17 protein-coding genes are annotated in these 19,349 nt (G+C 61.9%); 13 read left to right on the top strand and 4 right to left on the bottom strand.

Features of this window, described 5'->3' with window-relative positions; all coding sequences use genetic code 11:
- Positions 1–45: 45 nt before the first annotated feature.
- Complete coding sequence (locus tag PFLCHA0_RS04510) at positions 46–606, bottom strand: response regulator transcription factor (protein WP_011059240.1); 561 nt, start codon at positions 604–606, stop codon at positions 46–48.
- The gene (locus tag PFLCHA0_RS04505) at positions 599–1,861 is read right to left on the bottom strand and encodes an ATP-binding protein (RefSeq protein WP_015634149.1); all 1,263 of its coding nucleotides are present in this window, start codon (positions 1,859–1,861) and stop codon (positions 599–601) included. The genes PFLCHA0_RS04510 and PFLCHA0_RS04505 overlap by 8 nt, the downstream gene beginning before the upstream one ends.
- 229 nt (positions 1,862–2,090) lie before the next feature.
- Between PFLCHA0_RS04505 and PFLCHA0_RS04500 the strand changes: the two genes are divergently transcribed.
- The 11 genes from PFLCHA0_RS04500 (at position 2,091) to PFLCHA0_RS04450 (ending at position 15,093) form a co-directional block, all read left to right on the top strand.
- Complete coding sequence (locus tag PFLCHA0_RS04500) at positions 2,091–2,807, top strand: SIMPL domain-containing protein (protein WP_011059238.1); 717 nt, start codon at positions 2,091–2,093, stop codon at positions 2,805–2,807.
- 195 nt (positions 2,808–3,002) lie between these two features.
- A complete protein-coding gene (locus PFLCHA0_RS04495) occupies positions 3,003–3,566 on the top strand; it encodes a helix-turn-helix domain-containing protein (protein ID WP_015634148.1) in 564 nt (187 codons plus the stop codon).
- A 265-nt stretch (positions 3,567–3,831) separates the two neighbouring features.
- Positions 3,832–4,239, top strand: a complete 408-nt coding sequence (locus tag PFLCHA0_RS04490; protein WP_041751953.1) for a hypothetical protein — start codon at positions 3,832–3,834, stop codon at positions 4,237–4,239.
- A 113-nt stretch (positions 4,240–4,352) separates the two neighbouring features.
- Positions 4,353–5,978: an ABC transporter substrate-binding protein gene (locus PFLCHA0_RS04485; protein ID WP_015634147.1), complete on the top strand. Its 1,626-nt coding sequence runs from the start codon at positions 4,353–4,355 to the stop codon at positions 5,976–5,978.
- Positions 5,979–6,287: 309 nt separating this feature from the next.
- Positions 6,288–7,889, top strand: coding sequence for an ABC transporter substrate-binding protein (locus tag PFLCHA0_RS04480; RefSeq protein WP_015634146.1), 1,602 nt, complete (start codon positions 6,288–6,290; stop codon positions 7,887–7,889).
- Between the two features lie 166 nt (positions 7,890–8,055).
- Positions 8,056–9,462, top strand: a complete 1,407-nt coding sequence (locus PFLCHA0_RS04475) for an OprD family porin (protein ID WP_011059235.1) — start codon at positions 8,056–8,058, stop codon at positions 9,460–9,462.
- Between the two features lie 78 nt (positions 9,463–9,540).
- Positions 9,541–11,136: an ABC transporter substrate-binding protein gene (locus tag PFLCHA0_RS04470; protein ID WP_011059234.1), complete on the top strand. Its 1,596-nt coding sequence runs from the start codon at positions 9,541–9,543 to the stop codon at positions 11,134–11,136.
- Positions 11,137–11,209: 73 nt separating this feature from the next.
- Positions 11,210–12,220, top strand: coding sequence for an ABC transporter permease subunit (locus PFLCHA0_RS04465; RefSeq protein WP_011059233.1), 1,011 nt, complete (start codon positions 11,210–11,212; stop codon positions 12,218–12,220).
- A gap of 11 nt (positions 12,221–12,231) precedes the next feature.
- Positions 12,232–13,143 (top strand): ABC transporter permease subunit, encoded by a 912-nt coding sequence (locus PFLCHA0_RS04460; RefSeq protein ID WP_015634145.1) that lies wholly within the window; start codon positions 12,232–12,234, stop codon positions 13,141–13,143.
- Between the two features lie 10 nt (positions 13,144–13,153).
- Complete coding sequence (locus PFLCHA0_RS04455) at positions 13,154–14,122, top strand: ABC transporter ATP-binding protein (protein ID WP_015634144.1); 969 nt, start codon at positions 13,154–13,156, stop codon at positions 14,120–14,122.
- Positions 14,122–15,093, top strand: a complete 972-nt coding sequence (locus tag PFLCHA0_RS04450; RefSeq protein ID WP_015634143.1) for a peptide ABC transporter ATP-binding protein — start codon at positions 14,122–14,124, stop codon at positions 15,091–15,093. Before PFLCHA0_RS04455 ends, PFLCHA0_RS04450 begins: the two co-directional genes overlap by 1 nt.
- 104 nt (positions 15,094–15,197) lie before the next feature.
- Here PFLCHA0_RS04450 and PFLCHA0_RS04445 read toward each other — a convergent pair whose 3' ends face one another.
- Both PFLCHA0_RS04445 and PFLCHA0_RS04440 read right to left on the bottom strand, forming a co-directional pair.
- Positions 15,198–15,440 (bottom strand): hypothetical protein, encoded by a 243-nt coding sequence (locus tag PFLCHA0_RS04445; RefSeq protein ID WP_015634142.1) that lies wholly within the window; start codon positions 15,438–15,440, stop codon positions 15,198–15,200.
- 338 nt (positions 15,441–15,778) lie between these two features.
- The gene (locus tag PFLCHA0_RS04440) at positions 15,779–17,362 is read right to left on the bottom strand and encodes a peptide chain release factor 3 (RefSeq protein WP_015634141.1); all 1,584 of its coding nucleotides are present in this window, start codon (positions 17,360–17,362) and stop codon (positions 15,779–15,781) included.
- 350 nt (positions 17,363–17,712) lie between these two features.
- Here PFLCHA0_RS04440 and PFLCHA0_RS04435 point away from each other — a divergent pair, with 350 nt between their 5' ends.
- Together PFLCHA0_RS04435 and PFLCHA0_RS04430 are read left to right on the top strand one after the other, a co-directional pair.
- On the top strand, positions 17,713–18,429 hold the full coding sequence (locus PFLCHA0_RS04435) for an ABC transporter permease (protein ID WP_011059227.1): 717 nt from the start codon (positions 17,713–17,715) through the stop codon (positions 18,427–18,429).
- Between the two features lie 24 nt (positions 18,430–18,453).
- Positions 18,454–19,347, top strand: coding sequence for a glycine betaine ABC transporter substrate-binding protein (locus PFLCHA0_RS04430; protein WP_015634139.1), 894 nt, complete (start codon positions 18,454–18,456; stop codon positions 19,345–19,347).
- Positions 19,348–19,349: the final 2 nt, after the last annotated feature.

Genomic DNA, 19,349 nt, shown 5'->3' with positions numbered 1-19,349 from the left:
GCTCGCTTTTTCACGACGCCCAGCGGACATTCGTTCAGTCGCGGTTCAGCGACGCACGGGACGCTTCTGCAATTTGCGCTGCAAGGTACGGCGGTGCATGCCCAGGGCCCGGGCAGTGGCGGAGATGTTGCCTTCGTGTTCGGTCAACACGCGCTGAATGTGTTCCCACTGCAAGCGGTCCACCGACATCGGGTTTTCCGGCACCAGGGTGTCGAGATCGGCGTGTTCGGAGAGCAGCGCGGCCAGTACATCGTCGGCATCCGCCGGCTTGCACAGGTAGTTGCAGGCGCCACGCTTGATCGCTTCCACCGCGGTGGCGATGCTCGAATAGCCGGTGAGAATCAGTACCCGCATCTCCGGGTCCAGCTCCAGCAGCTTGGGCAACAGCACCAGCCCGGAGTCGCCATCCATCTTCAAGTCCAGCGCGGCGTAGTCCGGCAGGTCCTGCTGGGCAATGACCAGGCCCTCCTCGGCGGAACCGGCGGTGCTCACGCGAAAACCGCGGCGGCTCATGGCACGGGCCATCACGCGGGTAAAGGTGGCGTCATCATCCACCAGCAACAGGTGCGGCAGTTCCTCGCCTTCGACTTGGATCTCTTCACTCATGGTCGTCTCCTCGGGCGGCACGGGGCAGGCGCAGCTCGGTGAGCGTTCCGCCTTCCTCATGACTGTAGAGTTTCACTGAGCCTCCAGCGCGGGTCACGCTGGCCTTGCTCAAAAACAGGCCCAGGCCGAAGCCTTTGCCCTTGGTGGTAAAAAACGGTTTGCCGATCTGTTCGGCGATGGCCAAGGGTACTCCGGCACCGTGGTCACGAATACTGATGGTGAGGTTTTCCGCGTCCCAGTCCAGGCGTACTTCCAGGCCTTCGGGGCAGGCATCGGCGGCATTGTTCAGCAGATTGAGCAGGGCCTGGGTCAGGTCCGGCGGCGGCGCCAGGCGCGGCACCGGCCCCTCGCCCAACAGATGGAAACGGTAGCTGGCTTCCGGGCGCATCAGGTGCCAACGGTTCAAGGCTTCGTCCAGCCACTGGGTGACTTCCTGCATGTCCACCGCCAGGCGGCGATTGGCCTCGGCCGCGCGCACCAGTTGCTGCAGGGTTTCCTTGCACAGCTTGACCTGGTCCTGGAGCACGCCGAGGTCATCCTGCAGCAGCGGGTCGGAATGGTCCTGGCGCATTTCCTTGAGCAGCACGCTCATGGTCGCCAGGGGCGTGCCCAATTCGTGGGCGGCACCGGCGGCCTGGGTCGCCACTGCCAGCAATTGCTGGTCGCGCAGCCCCTCTTCGCGCCGGATCGCCCGCAGTTCTTCCTGGCGGCGCAGCTCTTCTGCCATGCGTGCAGCGAAGAAGGTGATCACCGCCGCAGCCAGGGCAAAGCTCAGCCACATGCCGTAGACCTGGAGGTTCTCCCGGGCGATGGGGAAGGTCTGCAACGGGTAGAAACGCGCCAGCAACAGGGTATAGAGCGTCAGGGCGATACCCGACAGGACCACCGAGTAGCGCCACGGCAAGGTCACCGCGGCAATGGTCAGGGGCACCAGGTAATAGGAGACGAAGGGGTTGGTGGAACCACCGGAGAAGTACAGCAGGACACTGTGGATAAACAGGTCACAGGCCAGTTGCAGGGCGTATTCCAGCTCCGTCACCGGCCACGAGGTGCGCAGGCGGATCGCGGTGAAAGCGCACAACACCATGGAAAACATCAGGGTCACGCCCAGTTGCAACCAGGGCAGCGGCAGCAGGTCCAGCCAGTAGGCGAGCCCCACCGAACCGGCCTGAGCGGCCAGCACCAGGGTACGGATAAAGGTCAGGCGCCAGAGGTTCTGACGGGTTGCGGACAGCAATTTTACGGGGGCGAGCATGAGCTCTCCTGATGAGCGCTCCAGGGCAATCGCCGGGAGTATAACCAAGCAGCCCCTGGCACAGGCAAAACTGCGGCAAAGCGCCACACTGCCTTGAGCGGCCGCGGACGATCCATGGCGATCATGTGTATCAAAGTTGTAATTGGCCGCAACGAGGAATAAAAACCACAGTCTGAAGGTTTCACCCAGGCTCTGACCTTATCCTGCGGACCGCACTCAAGGAGTTTTCATGCAGCATTTCAGTCGCAGCGTCGCCCTTCTCGCTCTCAGCGCCGGCACCCTCACCAGCCTGCCCGCCCTGGCCGCCGATGAACTGCACTACAACCAGATTTCCCTGCGCGCCGAAGTCAGCCAGGAAGTGGCTCGGGATCTGATGATCGTGACCCTCTACAGCGAATCGCAGAACACCGACCCGGCCAAGCTCGCCGCAGAAATCACCACCACCATGAACAAGGCCCTGGACCAGGCGCGCCAGGTCAAGGACGTGACCCTGCGCCAGGGCAGCCGCAACAGCTACCCGATCTACGACGGCAAGGGCCAGAAGATCACAGGCTGGCGTGAGCGCGCCGAACTGCGCCTGGAAAGCTCCGACTTCGCCGCGCTGTCCAAGCTCACCGGTGAACTGCTGGGCGACCTGAAGATGGGTGGCATGGACTTCGCCATCGCCGACCCGACCCGCAAGGCCAGCGAAGACGCGTTGCTCAAGGATGCGGTCAAGGCCTTCAAGGCCCGTGCGCAACTGGCCACCGAGGCCCTGGGCGGCAAGGGCTACAAGATCGTCAACCTGAACCTCAACAGCAATGGTTATCCACAGCCTTACATGCGCGCGCCGATGATGATGAAGGCCGCCAGCATGGATTCGGCCCCAGTGACACCAGAAGTCGAGGCCGGCACCAGCCAGGTCAGCATGACCGCCGACGGCGCCATCGAAGTGCTGATGCCCTGACCTTTTCCCTCCGTCTTCCAACGGCGATAACCTTCGGCATCAAGGTTATCGCCGTTTTTCGTTACCGGCTATTTCAACCCGGACCCGGGGGAACCCGGCTTTGTGGTGTTAGAGTTATGCCCCCCGGTACGCAGCGGCTCAGATGTTGCTGACGTCCGCCGGGTATACTGCTTCTTTCCTATAAGAGTCTCTTCAATGACCGCAGATCGCATCGGCGAACGCCTGCGTCGCTATCGCCGCGCCGCCAAGAAAACCCTGCGCCAGATCGCCAGCGAATCCGGTCTGACCGCCAGCTTCCTCTCCCAGGCAGAGCGTAATCTCACGGGTGTATCGATCTCTTCCCTGGTCAATATCGCCAAGTCTCTGAACGTTCCGCTGAACGCCCTGTTCGACCAGCCGATCCAGGCGCAACCCGACTCCCACGACGGCAAGCGGGTGCGCTACACCATCGAAGGCCAGCCACTGGCCTACGAGCGCCTGTCCAGCTCCTTTCCCGGAAACCTGATCAACGCGGTCAAGATGAACATACCGGTGGGCTACCAGTCCGAGCTGATTTCCCATGACGGCTCGGAGTTCTCCTACGTGCTTTCAGGACAGATCGTCTACACCATCGAGGGCAGTCAATATCCCCTGAGTGCCGGTGACTCGGTGCACTTCGACGCCACCAAGACTCATTGCCTGGCCAACGTCGGCAATGGCCCGGCAGAAGTCCTGACCGTCACCACCATGGGCCTGTTCGACGACCATTCCGCGGCCTGAGCCCAGCGCACGGCCGTCAGTCGAACCCCTGGGACAAACCTGTGCACAAGGAGAAATGTTAGTCACGCTTAATTTTCGTTGACCACGATTTCAGCATGACTTAATTTCGGCATCGGCGAATCGACTATCAACAACACAACAAAGCGATCGCCGTCGCCGCACAGGGTCCATGGGGCTGCATCCACTCCCCATAAGAAGGCGAGTTTCCATGGCCCACAAGGCCAATCCTCAGATATGCCCTAGAAAAAGAAAAAATGAGGTTTGCATGGATAAGACCTTTCCGCTCCAGGTTTGGCAGACAACTGGTCTGATCCGCGGCACTACGCCGTCACAAACCCGCAGCGACCTCCACAGTGACAACCTCACTGCGAGCCCCGAATTCAGCACCTGCGACGATGTGCCGAGCACGCGCCATCGCCAGCAAAATTGCGGGCATCCGTTCTCCACGGCCTCCCTCACCCAGCCGCCCACCTCCATCCGGTCAGACAAGGCCGGGCGCCTGGGCCAAGCATCACCCGGCACACCAGCCAGCACCGCACCAAGAGTGGGCGCGATGGGCTTCGATTGCCCCGTGAAAAGGCAGCGCATGCACCACAAAACACCGGCGCAAACGATCAAATGCGTCAAGATTTATACAAATGCGTCATTCCTGTACGTTCGTTCCACTCTTTGAGACTTGTGGCAGCCCTGCATCTTGCATTGGGTATGAGGGCTGCATAAGTATCGGCGGGTCGACTCACAAGGTCGCCCTCTACACCAAAAATGACAACAAATCATGAGGCCACCATGTTCAAGAAAGCAGTCCTTCCGTTATTAGTCAGCGCCGGCTTGCTCGCCAGCGCACCCTTCGCCCAAGCGGCGACTAACCTGGTGTTCTGCTCTGAAGGGAGCCCGGCCGGTTTCGACCCTGGCCAGTACACCACCGGAACCGACTTCGACGCCTCAGCCGAAACCCTCTACAACCGCCTCAGCCAGTTCGAACGTGGCGGCACCGCGGTCATTCCGGGCCTGGCCACCAGTTGGGACATCTCGGACGACGGTCTGACCTACACCTTCCACCTGCGCGAAGGCGTCAAGTTCCACACCACGCCGTACTTCACCCCGACCCGTACTTTCAACGCCGACGACGTGCTGTTCACCTTCAACCGCATGATCGACAAGGACATGCCGTTCCGTAAGGCCTACCCCACCGAATACCCGTATTTCACCGACATGGGGATGGACACCAACATCACCAAGGTCGAGAAAGTCGACGACAAGACCGTCAAGTTCACCCTCAAGACCGTGGACGCAGCCTTCATCCAGAACCTGGCCATGAGCTTCGCCTCGATCCAGTCCGCCGAATACGCCGACAAGCTGCTCAAGGAAGGCAAGGCCAGCGACATCAACCAGAAGCCGATCGGCACTGGCCCCTTCGTGTTCAAGAGCTACCAGAAAGACTCGAACATCCGCTACACCGGCAACAAGGACTACTGGAAGCCTGAAGACGTGAAGATCGACAACCTGATCTTCGCCATCACCACCGACCCCTCGGTGCGTATCCAGAAGCTGAAGAAGAACGAATGCCAGGTCACCCTCTTCCCGCGTCCGGCCGACCTCAAGGCCCTCAAGGAAGACAAGACCCTGAAGATGCCTGAACAGGCAGGCTTCAACCTCGGCTACATCGCCTACAACGTGATGCCGGTCCTCAAGGGCCGTACCGATGCCAACCCGCTGGCCGACCTCAAGGTGCGCCAGGCTCTGGACATGGCGGTGAACAAGCCGCAGATCATCGATTCGGTGTACCAGGGCGCCGGCCAGCTGGCGGTCAACGCCATGCCTCCAACCCAGTGGTCCTATGACACCACCATCAAGGACGCCAAGTACGACCCCGAGAAAGCCAAGGAGCTGCTCAAGGAAGCCGGCATCAAGGAAGGCACCCAGATCACCCTGTGGGCCATGCCGGTACAGCGTCCCTACAACCCCAACGCCAAGCTGATGGCCGAAATGCTGCAGTCGGACTGGGCGAAGATCGGCCTGAAAGTGAACATCGTCAGCTACGAGTGGGGCGAGTACATCAAGCGCTCCAAGGGCGGCGAGAACCAGGCGATGATCATCGGCTGGAGCGGCGACAATGGTGACCCCGACAACTGGCTCGGCACCCTGTTCGGTTGCGATGCAATGAACGGCAATAACTTCTCGAAATGGTGCGACAAGCCTTACGACGCCCTGATCAAGCAAGCCAAGGCTACCTCTGATGTAGCCAAGCGCACCGAGCTGTACAAGCAGGCGCAACACATCCTCAAAGATGCAGTACCGATGACACCTATCGCTCACTCGACGGTGTTCCAACCCATGCGCGCCAACGTGCAGGATTTCAAAATCAGCCCCTTTGGCTTGAACTCCTTCTACGGCGTCAGCATCGGCAAATAGGGTTCTGCAACGGCGACGTCCATGACGTCGCCGTTGCTTTACCAGCCCGGCCCGCTGGAGCTCGGTCTCTACTGCGCAACGACCCGCCACTGGCGCACTGTCTTGCGAATTCAGAGCCGATTCCTACAGGCATTTCAGGTTCGACGCAGTTACCGCCCGGCCCTCGACCCTCAAGGTCGGTGCAAGGCGAAGCTGCGTCTGCCAACGGGCACCTGCCGCACGTAGTGGTTTGGCATCAATGGCCTGTACAGGCTCCAGGAAGGAGTCATGGCCCATTGTTCATCACAACAAAAATGGAGAAGTACGGTCATGCGTCATTCCTGGATTTTCCCGGCCCTGCTGGGCAGCGGCCTGTTGGCCGCCAGTTCGTTCGGCACCGCCGCCGAACGCAGCCTGGTGTTCTGTTCCGAAGGCAGCCCGGCGGGCTTTGACACCGCCCAATACACCACTGCTACCGACAACGATGCCGCCGAGCCGCTGTACAACCGCCTGGTGGAGTTCGAAAGAGGTGCCACCAACGTGCTGCCAGCGCTGGCCAAGAGCTGGGACATTTCCGAGGACGGCCTCACCTACAGCTTTCACCTGCGCGAAGGGGTGAAGTTCCATAGCACGCCCTATTTCAAGCCGAGCCGAGACCTCAACGCCGACGACGTACTGTTCACCTTCAACCGCATGCTCGACGCCGAACATCCGTTCCGCAAGGCTTACCCGACGGAGTTTCCCTACTTCAACGGCATGAGCCTGAACAAGAACATCGCCCGGGTCGAAAAGACCGACCCGCTGACCGTAGTCATGACCCTCAATACCGTGGACGCGGCCTTCATCCAGAACCTGGCCATGAGCTTCGCCGCGATCCTTTCCGCCGAATACGCCGAGCAACTGCTCCAGGCCGGCACCCCGAGCCAGATCAACCAGAAACCCATCGGCACCGGGCCCTTCGTGTTCCAGCGTTATCAGAAAGACTCGCAGATCCGCTACAGCGCCAACCCGCACTACTGGGACCCAAGCCGGGTCAAGCTCGACCGGCTGATCTTCGCCATCAACACCGACGCCTCGGTACGGGTACAAAAGCTGCGGGCCGGCGAATGCCAGGTGACCCTGCACCCGCGCCCCGCCGATATCGACACACTGAAAAACGACCCGAAACTGCAAGTCATCGAAAAGCCCGGGTTCAATCTGGGCTACATCGCCTACAACGTGCAGCACAAACCCTTCGACCAGCTCGAAGTGCGCCAGGCGCTGGACATGGCGGTGAACAAGCCAAGCATCCTCAACGCCGTGTACCAGGGTGCCGGGCAACTGGCAGTCAACGCCATGCCACCGACCCAGTGGTCCTACGACGAAACCATCAAGGACGCCGCCTACAACCCGGAAAAAGCCCGGGAGCTGCTCAAGGCCGCCGGGGTCAAGGAAGGCACGCAAATCACCCTCTGGGCCATGCCGGTACAACGCCCCTACAACCCCAACGCCAAGCTGATGGCCGAGATGCTGCAGTCCGACTGGGCGAAGATCGGCCTCAAGGTGAAGATCGTCAGCTACGAGTGGGGCGAGTACATCAAGCGCACCAAGAACGGCGAACACGACATCAGCCTGATCGGCTGGACCGGCGACAACGGTGACCCGGACAACTGGCTGGGCACGCTGTACAGCTGCGACGCCATTGGCGGCAACAACTACTCCATGTGGTGCAACCCGCAGTACGACAAGCTGATCAAGCAGGCCAAGGTCGTCACCGACCGTGAACAGCGCAGCCTGCTGTACAAACAGGCCCAGCAACTGCTCAAGCAACAGGTCCCTATCACACCCGTGGCCCACTCGACGATCAACCAGCCGCTGAGCGCGAAAGTCGAAGGTTTCAAGGTCAGTCCTTTCGGCCGCAACTCCTTTTCGGGTGTCAGCCTAGCCCCATAAGCGATGAGCCAAAACCCTGGGGGCGATTTTCGCCCTCACGCAGACGCTTTGCCTGAATTCGGCGATCAAGCCACATGCAAACGTTTGCGATGCCTTGAATGAGTTCCAAAAACCAGCCGGCCCAAAAAAACCGGCATTTAAAAAAGAAAACAAAGGAGCTTCACCCATGAAACTGAGCAGCAGCGCATTGTTAGCCTTGGCTATCAGTAGCATCACCGCCTCGGCCTATGCGGAGAACGTCAGCCAGGACTTCGTCCCGACTGAACTGAACGCCACCAGTGCCCAGGCTGAGACCAAGGGTTTTATCGAAGGGCAGAGCCTGTCGGGTACCACGCGCAACTGGTACGCCAACGAGCTGAAACGTCGTAACGACCGTTTTTCGTACAACCACAATGGTGTAGAGACCTCGACCCCGCGCCGTATCAACTGGGTCCAGGGCACCATCCTCAACTACACCTCGGGTTTCACTGAAGGCACCGTTGGCGTCAGCACGGAAGTCGCCGCCTACAACGCTATTGCTCTGGATCGTGACCGCAAGGACATCGCCGGCAAGAACAACCGCACCCTGACCCACTCCGACGGCGACGCCGTGGGCCAGTGGAGCAAGCTGGGCCTGGCCAACGTCAAGTTCCGCGTGTCCAACACCACCCTGACCGCCGGCCGGCAGAACTTCAGCACGCCGATCGTCGACGTCATCGGCAACCGTCCGCTGCCTTCGAGCTTTGAAGGGGTGAGCATCCACAGCGAAGAGTTCAACAACCTGTCGTTCGACGCCGGCAGCTTCGACCGGGTATCGCCACGGACCGAACAGAGCCTGTCCAAGTTCAGCTCCGAGTACAACAGCAACGGTGCCGAGACCGATCGCGTAAGCCTGGTCGGCGCCAACTACCAGCCGCTGAAAAGCCTGAAGACCAGCCTCTACGCCTCCAAGGTGGAAGACTTCTGGAACCAGTACTACTTCGGCGCCACCCACGAGCTGGGCGACAGCTCGGTGCTGAGCCTGACCACCGGCCTGAACTATTACAAGACCGTCGATACCGGCAAGAAGAAGATGGGCGAAATCGACAACGACACCTACTCGCTGTCGCTCGGCCTGACCCACCAGGCCCACAGCCTGACCTTCTCGTACCAGGAAATTAACGGTAACGAGTACTTCGACTACCTGCACGAAACCAACGGCATCTACCTGGCCAACTCCCTGCTCTCGGACTTCAACGGCCCGAACGAGAAGTCCTTCCAGATCGCCTACGGCCTGAACATGGCCGAGTACGGCGTGCCCGGCCTCAAGTTCAACATCTACCAGGCCCGTGGCTGGGGCATCGACGGTACCCACTACAACGGCACCGCCTACAGCGGCGTCAAGGCAGACGGTACGGTCTATGGCGTACGCACCATGGACGGCGAGCACCACTACGAATACGGCATCGGTGCTTCCTACGCCGTACAGAGCGGCCCGCTGAAAGCCACCGCGATCCGTGCCACCTACACCACGCACCGCGCCAGCGAGAACCAGGCCGACGGCAACATCAATGAATTCCGACTGGTTACCACCATCCCGTTCAATATTCTCTAACCCACCAGTTGAAGGGCGGATTCATGACGAATCCGCCATTCAAGCTAATCTGGTTCAATCGATTGCAGAGGGTTCCTGATGAAAATGCTTCCCCTGAAAGCGGCCGTTGGCGCCGCCCTGCTGAGCGTCGCCCTGGGCGCCACAGCCAAACCCTTGGTGGTCTGTACCGAAGCCAGCCCGGAAGGCTTCGATATGGTCCAGTACACGACTGCAGTCACGGCCGACGCAGTGGCGGAAACCATCTTCAACCGCCTGGTGGACTTCAAGCCCGGCACCACTGACATCGAGCCGGCCCTGGCCGAATCCTGGGACATCAGCCCCGACGGCCTGCAATACACCTTCCATCTGCGCAAGGGCGTCAAATTCCACAGCACCGACTACTTCACCCCGACGCGCGAGATGAACGCCGACGACGTGCTCTGGAGCTTCCAGCGCCAGCTTGACCCGAAGCACCCCTGGCATGACAAGTCCAGCGTGGGCTTCCCCTATTTCGAAAGCATGGGCTTCAAGGAACTGCTGAAAAGCGTCGAGAAGATCGACGACCACACCGTGGTCTTCACCCTGACCCGCCGCGAAGCCCCTTTCCTCGCCGACGTAGCCATGGCCTTCTCGTCGATCTTCCCGGCCGAATACGCCGACAAGCTGCTCAAGGAAGGCAAGACCTCTGAGCTCAACAGCAAGCCCATCGGCACCGGCCCGTTCATCTTCACCCGCTATGCCAAGGACGCCCAGGTACGCTTCAAGGCCAACCCGGACTACTTCCGCGGCAAGCCGCCGGCCGACCCGCTGGTGCTGGCGATCACCACCGATAACAACGTGCGCCTGCAGAAACTCAAGGCCAACGAATGCCAGATCGCCCTGTACCCCAAGCCCGATGACATTCCCAGCATCAAGGCCGACGCCAACCTCAAGGTCGACGAGCTGGCCGCCATGACCACCGGCTACATCGCCATGAACACCACGCGCAAGTACATGAGCGACGTGCGAGTGCGCAAGGCCATCGACATCGCCTTCGACAAGGAAGCCTACGTCAACAGCCTGTACGGCAAGGGCAACGCCCTGGTGGCCACCGGCCCGTATCCGCCGACCCTGCTGGGCTTCAACAACAGCCTGAAGAACCCGCCCCGGGATCTGGACAAGGCCCGCGCGCTGCTCAAGGAAGCCGGCGTACCGGAGGGTACGGTTATCACCCTGTTCACCCGCAACGGCGGCGGCCCGACCAACCCCAACCCGATGCTCGGCGCACAGATGATGCAGGCCGACCTGGCCAAGGTGGGCCTCAAGCTCGACATCCGCGTGATGGAGTGGGGCGAGATGCTCAAGCGTGCGAAAAACGGCGAACACGATATGGTGTCGGCGGGCTGGGCCGGGGACAACGGCGATCCGGACAACTTCCTGACCCCGAACCTGAGTTGTGACGCGGCGAAAAACGGCGAAAACTACGCCCGCTGGTGCAACAAGACGTTCCAGGATCTGATCGACGAAGCACGCTCCGACGCTGAACCCGCCAAACGCGCCGAGCTCTATGAAAAGGCCATGCTGGTTTTCGAACAGGATCAACCGTGGATCCCCATGGCCTATCCGAAAATGTTCACCGCCATGCGCAAGAACGTCGAGGGTTATCACATTAGCCCCCTGACCACTAACAACTTCGCTACCACCCAAGTGAAGTAATAAGAAACGCCCGCCGTCCTTGACCCCAAGGATGGCGGGAACGCCTAACCGGCTGATTGAGGTACTTCAGAAGATGTTTAGTTTTATTGCCCGCCGTGTGGGGTTGCTGATACCCACATTCTTCGGCATCACCTTGCTGACCTTCGCCTTGATACGCATGATTCCCGGCGACCCCGTGGAAGTCATGATGGGCGAGCGTCGGGTCGACCCTGAGATGCATGCCCAGGCAATGGAACGCCTTGGATTGAACAAGCCGCTGTACGCCCAGTACCTGGACTACATCGGCAAGCTGGCCCACGGCGACCTGGGCGAGTCCCTGCGCACCCGCACCAGCGTCTGGAGCGAATTCACCTCGCTGTTCCCCGCGACCCTGGAACTGTCCATGGCCGCCCTGCTGTTCGCCGGCGTGCTCGGCCTGCTGGCCGGGGTGATCGCCGCCTTGAAGCGAGGGTCGCTGTTCGACCATGGGGTAATGGGGATCTCGCTGGCGGGGTATTCGATGCCGATCTTCTGGTGGGGCCTGATCCTGATCATGTTCTTCTCGGTAAGCCTGGGCTGGACCCCGGTTTCCGGGCGTATCGACCTGCTCTACGACATCGAGCCGAAAACCGGCTTCATGCTCATCGACACCCTGCTGGCCAAAGACACCGACGCCTTCTTCGACGCCCTGCAACACCTGATCCTGCCCGCCATCGTGCTGGGCACCATTCCGCTGGCGGTGATCGCGCGGATGACCCGCTCCTCGATGCTCGAAGTGCTGCGTGAGGACTACATCCGTACCGCCAAGGCCAAGGGCCTGTCGCCGGCTCGGGTGGTGTTCGTCCACGGCCTGCGCAACGCGTTGATTCCGGTGCTGACCGTGGTCGGCCTGCAAGTCGGCACCCTGCTGGCCGGTGCGGTCCTGACCGAAACCATCTTTTCCTGGCCGGGCATCGGCAAGTGGCTGATCGAAGCCATCGGCGCCCGGGACTATCCCGTGGTGCAGAACGGCATCCTGCTGATCGCCTGCCTGGTGATCATGGTCAACTTCGTGGTGGACATCCTCTACGGCTTTGCCAACCCACGCATCCGTCATCAGCGCTGAGATCAAGACTAATGAGCACTTCAACTTCCTCAGTAGCAGTCGATCAAAGCCTGCTCTATCCGTCCGTCTACAAAGAATTCTGGCAGCACTTCTCCCGCAACAAGGGCGCGGTGGCCGGCCTGCTGTTCATGCTGCTGATCGTGTTCTGCGCACTGTTCGCGCCCTGGGTGGCGCCGCACAACCCCAGCGAGCAGTACCGCGACTTCCTGCTGACCCCTCCGGCCTGGCTCGAAGGCGGCCAGATGCAGTTCCTGCTGGGCACCGATGAACTGGGCCGCGACCTGCTCTCGCGCCTGATCCAGGGTTCGCGCCTGTCGCTGCTGATCGGCCTGTCGTCGGTGGTGATGTCGCTGATCCCGGGGATCCTCCTCGGGCTGTTCGCCGGCTTCTTCCCGCGTTTGCTGGGCCCGACCATCATGCGCCTGATGGACATCATGCTGGCCCTGCCCTCGCTGCTGCTGGCCGTGGCCATCGTCGCCATCCTCGGCCCAGGCCTGATCAATACCGTGATCGCCATTGCCGTGGTGTCCCTGCCGTCCTATGTACGCCTGACCCGCGCCGCAGTGATGGGCGAACTCAACCGCGACTACGTGACCGCCGCGCGCCTGGCCGGTGCCGGCCTGCCACGCCTGATGTTCATCACCGTGCTGCCCAACTGCATGGCACCGCTGATCGTCCAGGCCACCCTGAGCTTCTCCTCGGCGATCCTCGACGCCGCCGCCCTGGGCTTCCTCGGCCTGGGCGTGCAACCGCCGACTCCGGAGTGGGGCACCATGCTGGCCTCGGCCCGGGACTACATCGAACGCGCCTGGTGGGTCGTGAGCCTGCCGGGCCTGACCATTTTGCTCAGCGTGCTGGCAATCAACCTGATGGGCGACGGCCTGCGCGATGCGCTGGATCCGAAACTCAAGAACGCCGCCTGAGGAGATTCCCATGTCACTGCTAGAAATCAAGAATCTCAATGTCCGCTTCGGCGACGCCACTGCGGTGCCGGTGGTCGACGGCCTCGACCTCAAGGTCGACAAGGGCGAAGTGCTGGCCATCGTCGGCGAGTCCGGCTCCGGCAAATCGGTGACCATGATGGCCTTGATGGGCCTGATCGAGCACCCCGGCATCGTCACCGCCGATGCCCTAAGCTTCGACGGCCGCGACATGCTCAAGCTCAGCGCGCGCCAGCGCCGGCAGATCGTCGGCAAGGACCTGGCCATGGTCTTCCAGGACCCGATGACCGCGTTGAACCCCAGCTACACCGTGGGCTTCCAGATCGAGGAAGTGCTGCGCCTGCACCTGAAGATGTCCAGCAAGGCCGCACGCAAGCGCGCCATCGAACTGCTGGAAAAGGTCGAGATCCCCGGCGCCGCCAGCCGCATGGACGCCTACCCGCACCAACTGTCCGGCGGCATGAGCCAGCGGGTGGCAATCGCCATGGCGATCGCCGGCGAGCCCAAGCTGCTGATCGCCGACGAACCCACCACCGCCCTGGATGTGACCATCCAGGCGCAGATCATGGACCTGCTGCTGAACCTGCAGAAAGAGCAGAACATGGGCCTGGTGCTGATCACCCACGACCTCGCCGTGGTCGCCGAAACTGCCCAGCGGGTGTGCGTGATGTACGCCGGCCAGGCGGTTGAGGTGGGCCAGGTACCGGAGCTGTTCGACATCCCCGCGCACCCCTACAGCGAAGCGCTGCTGGCGGCGATTCCCGAGCACAGCCTCGGCGCCACTCGCTTGTCGACCCTGCCGGGCATCGTCCCCGGGCGCTACGACCGGCCTCAAGGCTGCCTGCTGTCGCCGCGCTGCCCCTACGTGCAAGACAACTGCCGCGCCCAGCGCCCCGGCCTCGAACCGAAAGCCGCCAGCCTGGTGCGCTGCTTCTACCCGCTGAATCAGGAGGTGGCGTAATGGCCGTCGTTCTTACCGCCCGCGACCTCACCCGTCACTACGAAGTGTCCCGTGGCCTGTTCAAGGGCCACGCCACCGTGCGCGCACTCAACGGCGTGTCCTTCGAGCTGGAAGCCGGCAAGACCCTGGCTGTGGTGGGTGAATCCGGCTGTGGCAAATCCACCCTGGCGCGGGCCCTGACCCTGATCGAGGAACCGTCTTCCGGCTCGCTGAAGATCGCCGGCCAGGAAGTCGCCGGTGCCGACAAGGCCCAGCGCAAGCAACTGCGCAAAGACGTGCAGATGGTGTTCCAGAGCCCTTATGCCTCGCTCAACCCGCGGCAGAAGATCGGTGACCAGCTGGCCGAGCCGCTGCTGATCAACACCAAGCTGTCGGCCGCCGAACGCCGGGAAAAAGTCCAGGCGATGATGAAGCAGGTAGGCCTGCGCCCCGAACATTACCAGCGCTACCCGCACATGTTCTCCGGGGGGCAGCGCCAGCGTATCGCCCTGGCCCGGGCAATGATGCTGCAGCCCAAGGTGCTGGTGGCGGACGAACCGACCTCGGCCCTGGACGTATCGATCCAGGCCCAGGTATTGAACCTGTTCATGGACCTGCAGCAGGAATTCAACACCGCCTACGTGTTCATTTCCCACAACCTGGCAGTGGTGCGCCACGTGGCCGACCAGGTGCTGGTGATGTACCTCGGCCGGCCGGTGGAAATGGGCCCCAAGGAGGACATCTACACCCGCCCCCTGCACCCCTACACCCAGGCCCTGCTGTCGGCGACACCAACCATCCACCCGAACCCGGACAAGCCGAAGATCAAGATCGTCGGCGAGCTGCCCAACCCGCTGAACCCACCACCGGGCTGCGCCTTCCACAAGCGCTGCCCTTATGCCACCGAGCGCTGCAGCACTGAAGAGCCGGCCCTGCGCCAGCTCGACAGCCGCCAGGTGGCCTGCCACTACGCCGAGCAATTCGTGCTGTAGCGGCCATGAAAAAGGCGCTCCCGGATGCCTCCGGGAGCGCCTGAACCTTGTTCGACCCGCCCCCGGCGACGGATTGCGCATCAGTCCGTCGTCGGGGGTTTCTTTTAGCCCTGGCTGTCGCCGTCATCCTCGTCGGTGGTCTGGTCGTCATCGCCGGAACTGCCACCCTGGCCCTCATCGCCCGGCTCCGATTCGGACTTGGCAAGCATCTGCACCGGTGCACTCTGGCTCGAGGAGTAACCCGGCTCGCTCACCTGCATCAGGTTGTGGGCCCAGGCCGCCGAGGTTCCGAGCGACAGCATCACCAGCACTTTGATCAACAGCACAACGCGTTGGAAAATTCTCATAGCCGATTCCATCCTTTCATAGGTGAATCATCAATGGCTGCGCGCCAGCCTTGCGGCGGCCACAGCACTGTCTGAAACCTAGTCGTGATATCCCGGCTTTTCCAGATAGCTCCCTATCGATTCCCGAGCCGCCAAAGCCCTTCCGACTAACGGCGCTCCCTTAAGAACACCACAACCCGTAGGAGCCGGCTTGCCGGCGAAGAAACCCGCAAGCCAGGCACAACAGCGTCCGCCGCCGTCGCTGGCAAGCCGGCGCCTACGAGGCGGCGGCAGGCCAGTCCTGCGCGCAAAAAAAGCCCCGCTGTCTGCACAGCGGGGCTCGGGGGTGGCCGACGAACTTAGTGGTGTTCGCGGGTGGCGCGGAATTTCACGTCCGGCCAGCGCTCTTCCATCAGCGCCAGGTTGACCCGGGTCGGCGCCAGGTAGGTCAGGTGACCGCCGCCGTCCAGGGCCAGGTTTTCCACCGCCTTGTTGGAAAACTCTTCGAGCTTCTTCTTGTCGCTGCATTCGATCCAGCGGGCGGACCACACGGTGATCGGCTCGTAGGAGCACTCAACCTTGTATTCCTCCTTCAGGCGGCTGGCCACCACGTCGAACTGCAGCACACCCACGGCGCCGAGGATGATGTCGTTGCTGCGCTCGGGGAAGAACACCTGGGTCGCGCCTTCTTCGGCCAGCTGTTGCAGGCCCTGGCGCAGTTGCTTGGACTTGAGCGGGTCCTTCAGACGCACACGGCGGAACAGCTCCGGGGCGAAGTGCGGGATACCGGTGAAGCCCAGCGCCTCGCCTTCGGTGAAGGTGTCGCCGATCTGGATGGTGCCGTGGTTGTGCAGGCCGATGATGTCGCCGGCATAGGCCTCTTCCAGTTGCTCACGCTCGGAGGAGAAGAAGGTCAGGGCGTCGCCGATGCGCACGTCCTTGCCAGTGCGCACGTGGCGCATCTTCATGCCTTTCTCGTACTTGCCCGAGCAGATGCGCATGAAGGCGATGCGGTCGCGGTGCTTGGGGTCCATGTTCGCCTGGATCTTGAAGATGAAGCCCGAGAACTTCTCTTCCTGGGGGGCCACGCTGCGCTCGTTGGCAACGCGGGCCAGCGGCAGCGGCGCCCAGTCCACCACGGCGTCGAGCACGTGGTCGACACCGAAGTTGCCCAGCGCGGTCCCGAAGAACACCGGCGTCAGCTGGCCGTCGAGGAACTCCTGCTGGTTGAACTCGTGGCAGGCGCCCTGCACCAGTTCCAGCTGCTCGATGAAGCGCTCGTACTCGTCACCCAGGTGGGCCCGGGCTTCGTCGGAGTCGAGTTTCTCGATGATCTTGGTTTCGGTGCGTTCGTGGCCGTGGCCCGGGGTGTAGACGATGATGTAGTCGCCCGCCAGGTGGTACACACCCTTGAAGTCGCGGTAGCAACCGATCGGCCAGGTGATAGGCGCGGCCTTGATCTTCAGGACCGCTTCGATTTCGTCCAGCAGTTCGATCGGGTCGCGAATGTCCCGGTCGAGTTTGTTGATGAAACTGACGATGGGCGTATCGCGCAGGCGGCAGACGTCCATCAGGGCGATGGTCCGTGGCTCTACGCCCTTACCGCCGTCGAGCACCATCAGCGCCGAGTCCACCGCGGTCAGGGTGCGGTAGGTGTCTTCCGAGAAGTCTTCGTGGCCGGGGGTGTCCAGCAGGTTGATCATGTGTTCGCGATAGGGGAACTGCATGACCGACGTGGTAATGGAAATACCCCGCTGCTTCTCCATCTCCATCCAGTCGGAAGTGGCGTGGCGGTCGGACTTGCGCGATTTGACGGTACCCGCCACCGCAATGGCCTTGCCCATCAGCAACAGCTTCTCGGTGATCGTGGTCTTACCCGCATCCGGGTGGGAAATAATGGCGAAAGTGCGGCGTTTCGCGACTTCGGCGGCCTGTTGGGTCATGGGAAATCGCCTGGCGGTGATCAAAAAAGGGCGCAGATTATAGCCCAGACATAGCCTTGCGGGCCACAGCTCCCCCCGTCGCCCGGGCGACCGGACGGCAGATTAACGGTGGCTAAATGCTGCCAATTATGGAACCTTTTAAAACGTGGAGACGTCCACTCCCCTGTCACGCACTGTCGTCAGGGGCTGAAATATCAGCAAGTTAGCTTGACGAAGCTGCGCTCATGGCCCGTTCACCCGCCGCTCTGCCGGCGCTCGACGAGCTGCTTTTCGCGCGTATTTTCCCGGCAGCCAGGAATGGCCCTGCCACACGGGAAAGTGCCCGCCGACCGACAAAAAGGAGTCCGCCTGTGGCTATTCGCTATGGCAAAGGGCTGATAGGAGGCGCTGCGGTAATCGCCCTCCTGGCCCTGCTGGTCCACTGGATCGGCATCACTACGATCGAACACTACCGCGACGATCTGTTGTTCTACCTGCAAGCTCATCTGTTCCTGGTCCTGGCTTCAATGCTAGCCGCGCTGGTGGTGGGGATCCCCGCCGGCATCGTCCTCAGCCGCCCGAGCATGGTCGGACGCGCCGAACGCTTCATGCAAGTGTTCAACATCGGTAACACCGTCCCTCCCCTGGCCGTCCTGGCCATCGCTCTGGGGATCCTCGGCATCGGCAGTGGCCCGGCCATTTTCGCGCTGTTCCTCGCCTCCCTGCTGCCCATCGTGCGCAACACCTATGAAGGCCTGAAGAACGTCCAGGGCTCCCTCAAGGAGGCCGCGGTCGGCATCGGCATGACGCCACGCCAGGTGCTGTGGAAAGTCGAATTGCCCAATGCCGTGCCGATCATCATCGGCGGCGTGCGGGTGGCCCTGGCGATCAACGTCGGCACCGCGCCCCTGGCCTTCCTGATCGGCGCCAACAGCCTGGGCAGCCTGATTTTCCCCGGCATCGCCCTGAACAATCAGCCGCAACTGCTGCTCGGCGCGGCCTGTACCGCGCTGCTGGCCTTGCTCCTCGATGGCCTGGTGACCCTGGCCAGCCGACTTTGGCTGGAACGTGGTCTGCGCCCGTCTTAAGCCCGTCAGAGCCAAGGAACCGACATGAAGAAATTAAGCCTGATACTCGGCTGCGCCCTGCTTTTCAGCACATTGGCCCACGCCGTGGAAAAACCGCTGATCCGCATCGGCGCCCGGGTCTTCACCGAACAGACCCTGCTGGCGGAGATCACCTCCCAGTACTTGCGCAGCAAGGGCTACGACACCCGCGTCACCGGGGGCCTGGGCAGCAACCTGGCCCGCAGTGCCCAGGAAAGTGGCCAGTTGGACCTGATCTGGGAGTACACCGGAGTCTCGCTGGTGGCCTACAACCACATCGACGAGAAACTCGACAGCGAACAGTCCTACGCCCGGGTGAAAGAACTGGATGCGAAAAAAGGCCTGGTCTGGCTGTCACCGTCCAAGTTCAGCAATACCTATGCCCTGGCGCTGCCAGAGAACGTGGCCAAGGAACATCCGCAGATCAATAGCATCAGCGACCTGACCCAGGCCCTGGCCGAAAACACCAAGGAAAACCGCCTGGTGGCCCTGGACACCGAGTTCGCCAACCGCTCCGACGGCATGGCCGGGATGGTCAAGCTCTATGACATGGCCCTGACCCGCAAGAACACCCGGCAGATGGACGCCGGCCTGGTCTACACCGCCCTGCGCAACGGCCAGGTGTTCGCCGGCCTGGTGTACACCACCGATGGGCGCCTCAATGCCTTCAAGCTCAAACTGCTGGAAGACGACAAGCACTACTTCCCGGACTACACCGCCGCGCCGGTGGTACGCCAGGCCTACCTCGACGCCCACCCGCAACTGGCCGCCGAGCTCAAGCCGCTGGCGGCGCTGTTCGACGACGAAACCATGCGCCAGCTGAACGCGCGGGTCGACGTCGACCATGAAAGCCCATCCGCCGTGGCCGCAGATTTCCTGCGCCAGCACCCGATCAACTAAAG

Source organism: Pseudomonas protegens CHA0, from assembly GCF_000397205.1.
Classification (GTDB): Bacteria; Pseudomonadota; Gammaproteobacteria; order Pseudomonadales; family Pseudomonadaceae; genus Aquipseudomonas; species Aquipseudomonas protegens.
The sequence above is the reverse complement of the archived record's forward strand: the minus strand, read 5'-3'. Positions and strand labels throughout refer to the sequence as shown.